Raw genomic sequence first — 8936 nt, 5'->3', positions numbered from 1 at the left:
TGTAATTCAAGATGGAATGACAGGTGGGTTTACGAGTATTACACTTGATGAAAATGGGAAGCTAAAAAATCCAATCGATGGATTTGTAAATCCGATAAGTGGCTTATATCCAGTGGATTTTGATTCAAATAAAGTATATGAGCTATTGGCTTATCAAAAGATAGCTGGAAGATACAATGCAGACTCTTTAGGTTATGTTTTGAATACTTTAAAATGGAAAGAAAATGTATTTGTTTTAGATAATCAGAATGTAGCTATTTTTGGATCACAAGAATAGGTATAGGTTCAATTTATGTATTAAATTAGTATTTATTAGTTAAAGAGTGAGAGAAATTTTTCCTCTTTTGTAGATTGTTTTGTTGTTTTGTAGTAATATAACTCATATACATTATATTCATAAAAGAAGATAATACAAAAGAAAGTAGATGAGATGCGAAAGATGTTAACAATATATGCGATATCGGATTCAATAGGGGAAACAGCAGAACTTGTAGCAAAATCAGTAGCAAGTCAGTTTCCAGATAGTGTAATAGTGAAGAGAATACCATATGTCAATACAGCTGAGGACGTTAATAATTTTATTAGCGAAATAGATAGTAATTCTAAAGCAATGGTTATTTCGACTATAATTATGGTAGAGGTAAAAGAATTTTTAGTTCAGAGGTGTGTAGAAAAAGGAATATTTGTATCAAATGTTTTAGGACCGGGAATAGGCCTGGCATCTAAGTTATTAAATAAGCAGCCAGACTATGTTCCAGGAGCAATATGGAACATGGACGAGGAGTATTATAAAAGAATAGAAGCTATGGAGTTTGCTATACAATATGATGATAGCCGAGATAATAATGGAATAAAGTATGCAGATGTAGTACTTATTGGCGTTTCAAGAACCTCAAAAACTCCATTATGTATGTATTTAGCTAATAAAGGAATTAAAGCAATAAATATACCTTTAGTGCCTGAAGTCCCTGTCCCAGAAGAACTATATACCATTCCTTCAAAAAGGATTATAGGGCTTAATATAAATATTTTTGAGCTTATCGAAATAAGGAAACATAGAATGGATAAATTCAAAGGACTTAATTCTAGTTTTCAATATTCTAATGATTCAAGAATACTCGACGAGTTAGATTATGCAGAAAAAATAATGAAAAGAACAAGGTGTTTAAGAATTGATGTTACTAAAAGAGCTATAGAGGACACTGCTTTAATTATTATGAATAGTTTAGGGTATTAGCAAACAGAAACTTCCAGTTTCTGTTTGCTATTTTATATTAGGGGCATGGAAATAAATAGACTCGCATACTGACTTCTTATTTACTTGAATGCCCCTTAATGTACTATTTATTACATAAATCCGCATTTTCGAATCTATTACCAATTATATCTCCGAGAGAAACATCAATAATACTACGGCTCAAAGGCCCTTCAAACTCTTCAAGCTGAAAATTTACTATGGTTTCATTCCAAATAACATTGTATACAGTAGAAGAAATCTTAACAAAATCACCTTCATATACATCGACTCCATTGATATCAGATAAGTATACCCATTGAAGCAATTCAAATTCTTCAACAGGTCTCCAGGTTAAGCCAGGAAGCTTCAGAGCAGAAGGAACCAGACTTTGTGCTTCAAAAGTCATACCTTGTATAGTATTCATTTTTTGTTTATAATCATCCCAAACTCTAAATTTTAAGTGTCTCAATTTAATTTTCCAGCCTTTCTTTTTATAATTTTATTCGTTATTTTTAGCATATAATCCAAGGGAATTAATATATCATTTTTTCAAATAATGCAGTAATATATATTTATCTAATCTCTGGCTCAACTTTAATACTTTTGTATGGTTTATGCCTTTTAACAAGATAAGACTCTCTAATTCATCTCTAAGTTTTTCTATATCAAGTGCCACATTATCCACAAATATTATTCCTTTCTAAACTGTTAGTAATTTATATAAATATAAATTAAACTATATGTCGAATAAAGTACTGTTATAGTTGCGTATATTGATGTTTTTTATGTAACAAAAATATCCATAAAGTCTATACGAAAACAGGAAACCTAATACTATTTATATATACGTTAATATATTGATTTTTTAGGGTGGGGGGAGAAAATAATTATAAAAATAAGATTTAGCAATAAGAATACCACTTGACAATAAATGAATGGTCGTTTATTATAGAATGTAATAGAGGTGAATAAATGAGAAGAAAAGATGATGGAAAAGAAAAAAATATAAAAGAAGCAGTTGTTAAATTAATACTTGAATTAGGTTTTCATGGTACTTCTATTTCTAAGATTGCTAAAGAGGCCGGGGTTTCCCCAGCTACAGTTTATATTTATTATGAGAATAAAGAGATTATGCTTCGTGATATATATCATGAGTATTCTGAAGAGATTTTTGATTATTTACTAAGCAAGATTTATAAGGATATTAATGGGCATCAATTTATTGAAACACTTGCTAGAGGATATTATACTTACATTCAAGAACATGGAGAAATATTTCACTTTGTAGATCAATTTTCAAGTTGCCCAGCTTTAGCTAGTCAATGTTCAGAAAAGAAAGGTATACAGAATTTAAATATTATGTTAGAAGAAATGAAAGAGAAAAGGGTGCTTAAAGATCTTCAAAACGATAATTTGGTAGCAATTATTTTTTATCCAGTTAAATCAATTGCTATTAAGCAGTGCATTGGAGAGGTTGAACAAGGGGAAATTCTTGAAGAGATGATTAGAATAATTCAAGATGCATTACTTCTATAAAAAGGGAAATTAATTTATTAAAGCGAGAGAGTTTTGTGGAATTATAATTGCAAAGTGTCTCGCTATTATTTAATAAATAGTTAAACGAACATTCACTTATGAATGAGTATGTACTTATGGATGATATTGAAAGAAAGGATGGTTATAATGATGAATATAGATAAAAAGAATAAAGAGGGAATGGTAATACCAGTAGTAGACATAGTTTTATTGCAAGGTATGACTTATACTTTAAAATTAAATAAAATTAGTGAACGAGAGCTTCAAAATTTAGGTAAAGAGGAGCAATTTAGTATTGCGCTACCACTAAAGCAAAACTTTATTCAAACTCAACTAAAGCAAGAAGATTTTAATAGCATCGGGGTTTCCTTTCAGGTAATGGGAATTGAAAAAAAAGAAAAAGGTTACCAAATAAAAATAAAAATATTAGACAGAGTTGAAATAAAATTACTTACTATCGAAAATGATTTTATCCGTGTAGAATTTGAGGTTGCACCTGATATTGTAGATCTTACAGAAAAGAGCATGGAAGAAATGCTAGAGTATGTGAAAAAGGTTACTCGTGAGGTTAGTGAAAACTTTAAGGGCTCAGATGAGTTTATGAAGATGGTAGACGAGCAAAAGGATTTAAATATACTCATGGCTCATCTTACTCAATTTATGCCACTTTCAAACCAAGAAAAGTACGATTTGATTGAAACTCAATCTTTAAAAGAGAGGATCTTGAAATTTATGGATTATCTTTTAAAGCAGAAAGAAGCTCTAAAGTTACAATTTGAGATGGCAGAAAAATTTACTGAAAAAGCTAACAAAAATTATAGAGTGTCAGTACTTAGAGAGCAATTAAAAGCTATCCAAAGTGAATTAAATGAAGGGAAAACTGAAGGTGCGAAAAAAGATAAAGATTATTTAAGTAAAATTGAAGAGGCTCATATGCCAGATGAAATAAAAGATGTTGCATTAGATGAACTAGAAAAGCTAGAAAGACAAAGTGAAAATAGTGCTGAATACAACATTGTACGTAACTATTTAGATTTATTAGTTAAGCTTCCTTGGAAAAAGTCTGATCCTAAAGTTATTAATTTAGGAGAAGCAAGACGAATCCTTGATGAGCAGCATTATGGACTTGAAAAGGTGAAGGATAGAATAATACAGCATTTAGCAGTTATGCAGCTTAAGAATGATAAGAAGGGGTCCATTTTATTATTAGTTGGACCACCAGGTACAGGGAAGACAAGTCTAGGGAAAAGTATTGCACAGGCACTAGATCGGAAATATATACGACTCAGTTTAGGGGGAATACGTGATGAAGCTGAAATTAGAGGACATAGAAGAACTTACATTGGTGCAATGCCAGGAAGAATTCTTCAAAGCATTAAGAAAGCAGGAGAAATAAATCCAGTTATGGTTTTAGATGAAGTGGACAAGCTAATGACTGGCTATAATGGAGATCCAGCCAGTGCACTACTTGAGGTATTAGATCCTGAGCAAAACAATAGCTTTACTGATCATTACTTGGATTTACCTTACGATTTGTCAGAGGTATTCTTTGTAGCGACAGCTAACTCCCTAGAAAGCATTCCAAGGCCACTTCTTGATAGAATGGAGATAATTAATATATCTAGTTATACTATGAATGAAAAATTTCATATTGGTAAGAATCACTTAATACCTGAAATACTTGAAGAACATGGATTAAATAATGAGCAGTTAGTTATTGAAGACGAAGCGCTGCAAGAAATAATTAGTGAATATACAAGGGAAGCTGGGGTTCGCGGACTTAAAAAACAGTTGGCTACACTTGCAAGAATTACCTCAGAGAAGATTGTGTCTAAGAAGGTAGAATTACCATTCAGAGTTACCGTAGGCGAGTTAGATGATTTACTTGGAAGAAAGGTTTCAAGTCATGATAAGGCTCAGAGAGAGAATCCACCAGGAGTTGTTACAGGACTTGCATGGACAGCTGTAGGTGGAGAGATACTCTTCATTGAAGCTACAGACATGATTGGAAGTGGACAAGTCACTTTAACGGGGCAATTAGGAGATGTTATGAAAGAATCAGCAAAGATTTCTTTAAGCTTACTTAAGTCAAGGTTACCAATGAATTCTATAAACTTTAAGGAAAGAGATCTTCATATTCACGTTCCATCAGGGTCTGTTCCTAAAGATGGCCCATCAGCTGGGATTACATTATTCACTGCACTTGCATCACTTGTTACAGGCATAAAGGTGGATCCAAAGCTTGCAATGACAGGCGAAATTACTTTAAGAGGGGCAGTGCTTCCAATTGGTGGACTTAAGGAAAAGTTAATCGGAGCCCAAAGAGCTGGGATAACAAAAATATTAATTCCAATGGATAATTTAATTGACCTGAAGGATGTACCAGAAGAAGTAAAAAGCCTGTTAACTATCAAAACAGTTGAAACAGTAGAGGACGTTCTTAGGGAAACTTTAGGAATATCATTACCTAGAGTAGAACATGTATTTAATCCAAGTATATCTACTAAAGGAACTTTTAAGGACATTACAGTTTTGTAGAAGATGATAAAAAGTAAACAAATATAAGTATCTTTTAAAGATTATAAGGCCAATTAAGCAACGAAAACTACAACAGTTTTTGTTGCTTAATTGGCGTTTATAAATAATTGAAGTTCTGAGCGTAAGGAACTTTGAAAGAGAAAGGGTTACGTAAATTATTATCATGGATATTTTGGACTTTTTCATCTAAAATAAAGTGCAGGGAAAAAAGGTATTTATGGAAATTTGCCGAAAGTATGTATAGAAATAATAATTTTGTATATTAAAATGAGGGGGAGTTTAAATGGCAGAAAATTTGTTGAAAGTATTAATATGTGATGATTCTATGCTAATTAGAAAAAAGTTGAGAGCGGTATTAAAAAGTTGTGGGTGTGATGATGTTATGGAAGCTGATGATGGGCAAACAGCAATAAATATGTACAAAGAGAGTAAGCCAGATTTGGTTTTTATGGATATTATTATGCCTTTTAAAAATGGGATTGAAGCAGTTAAAGAAATAATTGAATTTGATAAAGATGCAAAAGTAGTAATGGCTTCTTCAGCTGGCACAAAAGAAAATGTAAAAGAGTCAATAAAAGCAGGGGCATTTGAATTTGTGCAAAAGCCTTGGGAGAAGGAACAAATTAATAAGATCCTTCTTAATCTAAAATAAGCGAGGAGAGTGAAGATATGTTTAGTCAATATTTTGGTCAATATTTATTAAATGAAAAATACCTAACAGCTGAGCAATTAAAGGCATCGTTAGAATATCAACAGTCAGTTCGATTAAAGCTAGGCGTTTTAGCTATAAATGCAGGATATATGAATGCGCAGCAGGCCAGTGAGGTACACCAAATGCAAGCAAAAGCTGATAAACGATTTGGCGAGCTAGCTGTAGACAAGGCATATTTAAAAGAGGAGCAAGTAGAAGAATTGCTATCATCCCAAAGATTTGGTCATCTTTTATTGGCACAAGCTTCAATAGATAAAAACTATATGTCTCTTGATGAGTTTGAAAAAGCAATTTATGAGTATAAGGAAAAATATAATATTTCTGAGCGTCAGTTTGATGCGTTGCAAAGAGACGACGTAGAGGAAATCATAAATATTTATGTGAATTTAGATGAGGATAAATATGGGAAAGTAATAAAACACTACATTGCTTTATTTATGCGAAATATAATTCGATTTATTGATTCAGAGGTTTATACAAATAAAATTATGAAGGTTGAAAAATGCAAAACAAAATGTGCAGTAAGTCAAAGAATAAAAAACTCAATTAATTTACAGACTTATATTAATGCAGAAGAGAAAGTGTTTGCACTAATTGCGTCTAGATATGCAGAGGAAGAGTTATCTATTGTGGATGAAATGACTAAAGATTCTGTAGGCGAGTTTTTAAACTTAAACAACGGATTGTATCTTGTAGGGATGTCTAATGTAGGAATAGAATTAGACATGGAGTCCCAGTCAGTGGCTTTCGATAAGACAGTTGATTCTACATATGTGCTTCCAATAGAATTACCTTTTGGTAGAATGGAACTTATAATAGCTCATTTGTAGCATAGATTATTTGATCGGCAGGTAGTAACTACTTGTCGATTATTTATACTGAAAAAAATATGTCTTTCTTTTTAAAACCCCTTATACTATTGATATAGATTTAAATTGTTATTCTATGCATAAAATGTTACAATGAATACATAATTAAAGATAATGAAAATAGTAATTGTAATTTATCGATAAATATTTTTAATTTCAGGAAGAGGTGAGGTCTGTGTTAGCTTATAATGATAGAATTTATATAGTTAAAAAACATCTAAAAGTATCTAATATAGCCATAAGCAATTATACTTGTGTGAAAATTAATCTGGGATTAAATTGCAAAACAGTTAAAAACACCTAGAAGGGGTTATGTGCTTTCTAGGTGTTTTATTATTTAGTATTTGAGAGCTGAGGTATCTTTAAAAAGCAACAAATTAGGATGGTAAATTAGTCTAAAAAAATATACAATATAAGGGAGAATTAAGTTATGAATAAAAGCGAGATTATAATAAAGGGATTACCTGTAAAAACAACTAAGCTAGTGAATGGAGATGTCAATTTACTATTTAAAATAGGTACTTATGACAATATGGAATCGGTTTATAGAGTAATTGTAAAAAGGGAATATTGGAGAGATGCAATAATAGGTATGACGGATGTGAATTATTTTGTGATTAAGGGTGAATTAAAAGCATGTGTAAATAGCAAAGGTACCCCATTTATTTCAGTAGAAGCATCATCAATTAAAATATTCCATTTGTTAAAGGATGAAAATGGACAAATCGATTTAAACTGTGAAATGCCAGCTGGAACTGATGAAATAATGGATATTTCAAAGCTAGTAAATGATGATGAAGATTTATCAATAAAACGTTCAAAAAACAAAGCATTAAACTATATGAAAAATAATAATAAATTTAGCAGTCCTATTATAGTTAAAAAAGGAAGTCTTGTAATAGTGTCAGGACATGATCAATATGCTGCAGCACAAGAACTTGGAATAAATAATGTACCAGTTTCATATGCGGATGTAGATAATTAGCTAGTGGGAATTATGTGTTCTCACTATTTTTATACTCTAACCTAATTTTATATTTTATAAAAGGACCTCTATAAAATCAATTGATTTTATAGAGGTCCTTTTATAATTTAATAATTTATTTTCTCTTATTCGTAGATTTTTTCTATAAGTACTTCGTAATTACCTTCTGGTGCTACAACAATACACGTTTCACCGATTGCCTTTTTATATATTGCCATGCCGAGTGGTGATTCAATACTTATATACATTAATTCTGGATTTGTCTCTACTGTAGATACTAGGCATACTTTTTCAACATCATCTGTATCAAGAAATTTAATATCAGCTTCTCCACCAAGACCTAACTGATCATCACTACTGTCGTCTTCTACTACTGTAGAGTTTCGAAGCAACTCTTGAATCATAATGATTCTATCGTTATTGGTTGCTTCATCATCTTTAGCTGCATCATATTCTGCATTTTCACTTAAATCACCATGGCTCTTTGCTTCCTTAATTTCTGCTGTTATTTCTCTTCTTTTTTCCCCAGTACGAAGTTCTAATTCTTCTTCTAATTTTATTACTCCACTAGGTGTTAATATTGTAGTTTTCATAATGTTGTCACTCCTAACAAATTTTTCATATATGATGTTGCTCTATACATTCAAACAAATTAGACCTATTAAATTTATTTGAATGTAGATAAGACAATAAAGAATTATTATATCACATTTTCATGAAAATTATAAATGAAATCATGAAGTTTATGCTTATTTAACTTTTATTAAGTGATAATAATTTTGCTTATCTAAAAAAGAGAGAAATCTCAATAGCGGATTTCTCTCCTTTTTTAAGTGAGTATGGATAACATTGTCCTTATCTTAAAAACTCATAGTATTAGTAACATCTTCCTTTTCCCTCAACGCGGCTAGCTGTTCAGGATAGTTCTGTGCTGTGATGTCATTCCATGCTTCAGCACCTTTAATACCACATCTTTCAGGAATAAAAACAGGATCCAAACCCATCTTCTTTTGCTGCTCATAATCTTTAAGAGTTGCAAGAACAGGTTTTGTTAATAGT

Annotated in this window: 9 protein-coding genes and 2 pseudogenes; 7 read left to right on the top strand and 4 right to left on the bottom strand. The window is 31.2% G+C overall.

Going from position 1 to position 8936, the window contains the following annotated elements; all coding sequences use genetic code 11:
• Both JJE11_RS09225 and JJE11_RS09220 read left to right on the top strand, forming a co-directional pair.
• Nucleotides 1–277: pseudogene (locus tag JJE11_RS09225) on the top strand (hypothetical protein); the annotation flags it as partial.
• A gap of 162 nt (nucleotides 278–439) precedes the next feature.
• Nucleotides 440–1237, top strand: a complete 798-nt coding sequence (locus JJE11_RS09220; RefSeq protein WP_291634818.1) for a pyruvate, water dikinase regulatory protein — start codon at nucleotides 440–442, stop codon at nucleotides 1235–1237.
• 103 nt (nucleotides 1238–1340) lie between these two features.
• Here JJE11_RS09220 and JJE11_RS09215 read toward each other — a convergent pair whose 3' ends face one another.
• Both JJE11_RS09215 and JJE11_RS09210 read right to left on the bottom strand, forming a co-directional pair.
• Nucleotides 1341–1706 (bottom strand): YopX family protein, encoded by a 366-nt coding sequence (locus tag JJE11_RS09215; RefSeq protein ID WP_291634815.1) that lies wholly within the window; start codon nucleotides 1704–1706, stop codon nucleotides 1341–1343.
• A 72-nt stretch (nucleotides 1707–1778) separates the two neighbouring features.
• A complete protein-coding gene (locus JJE11_RS09210) occupies nucleotides 1779–1913 on the bottom strand; it encodes an aspartyl-phosphate phosphatase Spo0E family protein (RefSeq protein WP_291634820.1) in 135 nt (44 codons plus the stop codon).
• Nucleotides 1914–2209: 296 nt separating this feature from the next.
• Between JJE11_RS09210 and JJE11_RS09205 the strand changes: the two genes are divergently transcribed.
• The 5 genes from JJE11_RS09205 to JJE11_RS09185 all read left to right on the top strand — a co-directional run bounded on the left by JJE11_RS09205 (nucleotide 2210) and on the right by JJE11_RS09185 (nucleotide 7877).
• Complete coding sequence (locus tag JJE11_RS09205; protein WP_291634813.1) at nucleotides 2210–2773, top strand: TetR/AcrR family transcriptional regulator; 564 nt, start codon at nucleotides 2210–2212, stop codon at nucleotides 2771–2773.
• A gap of 147 nt (nucleotides 2774–2920) precedes the next feature.
• Nucleotides 2921–5311 (top strand): endopeptidase La, encoded by a 2391-nt coding sequence (gene lon, locus JJE11_RS09200; protein ID WP_291634811.1) that lies wholly within the window; start codon nucleotides 2921–2923, stop codon nucleotides 5309–5311.
• A gap of 283 nt (nucleotides 5312–5594) precedes the next feature.
• Complete coding sequence (locus JJE11_RS09195; protein WP_291634809.1) at nucleotides 5595–5963, top strand: response regulator; 369 nt, start codon at nucleotides 5595–5597, stop codon at nucleotides 5961–5963.
• 17 nt (nucleotides 5964–5980) lie between these two features.
• Complete coding sequence (locus tag JJE11_RS09190; RefSeq protein ID WP_291634808.1) at nucleotides 5981–6853, top strand: hypothetical protein; 873 nt, start codon at nucleotides 5981–5983, stop codon at nucleotides 6851–6853.
• 469 nt (nucleotides 6854–7322) lie between these two features.
• Nucleotides 7323–7877, top strand: coding sequence for a hypothetical protein (locus JJE11_RS09185; protein ID WP_291634806.1), 555 nt, complete (start codon nucleotides 7323–7325; stop codon nucleotides 7875–7877).
• Nucleotides 7878–8002: 125 nt separating this feature from the next.
• Here the strand turns inward: JJE11_RS09185 and greA are convergent, their stop codons facing one another.
• Nucleotides 8003–8470, bottom strand: a complete 468-nt coding sequence (gene greA / locus JJE11_RS09180) for a transcription elongation factor GreA (RefSeq protein ID WP_291634804.1) — start codon at nucleotides 8468–8470, stop codon at nucleotides 8003–8005.
• Between the two features lie 267 nt (nucleotides 8471–8737).
• Nucleotides 8738–8936 (bottom strand): annotated as a pseudogene (locus JJE11_RS09175) (hypothetical protein); the annotation flags it as partial.

Source organism: Clostridium sp. (assembly GCF_016650095.1).
Lineage (GTDB): Bacteria > Bacillota > Clostridia > Clostridiales > Clostridiaceae > Clostridium_AD.
Note: the sequence above shows the minus strand (reverse complement) of the source record. Positions and strands in the feature narration are given on the sequence as shown.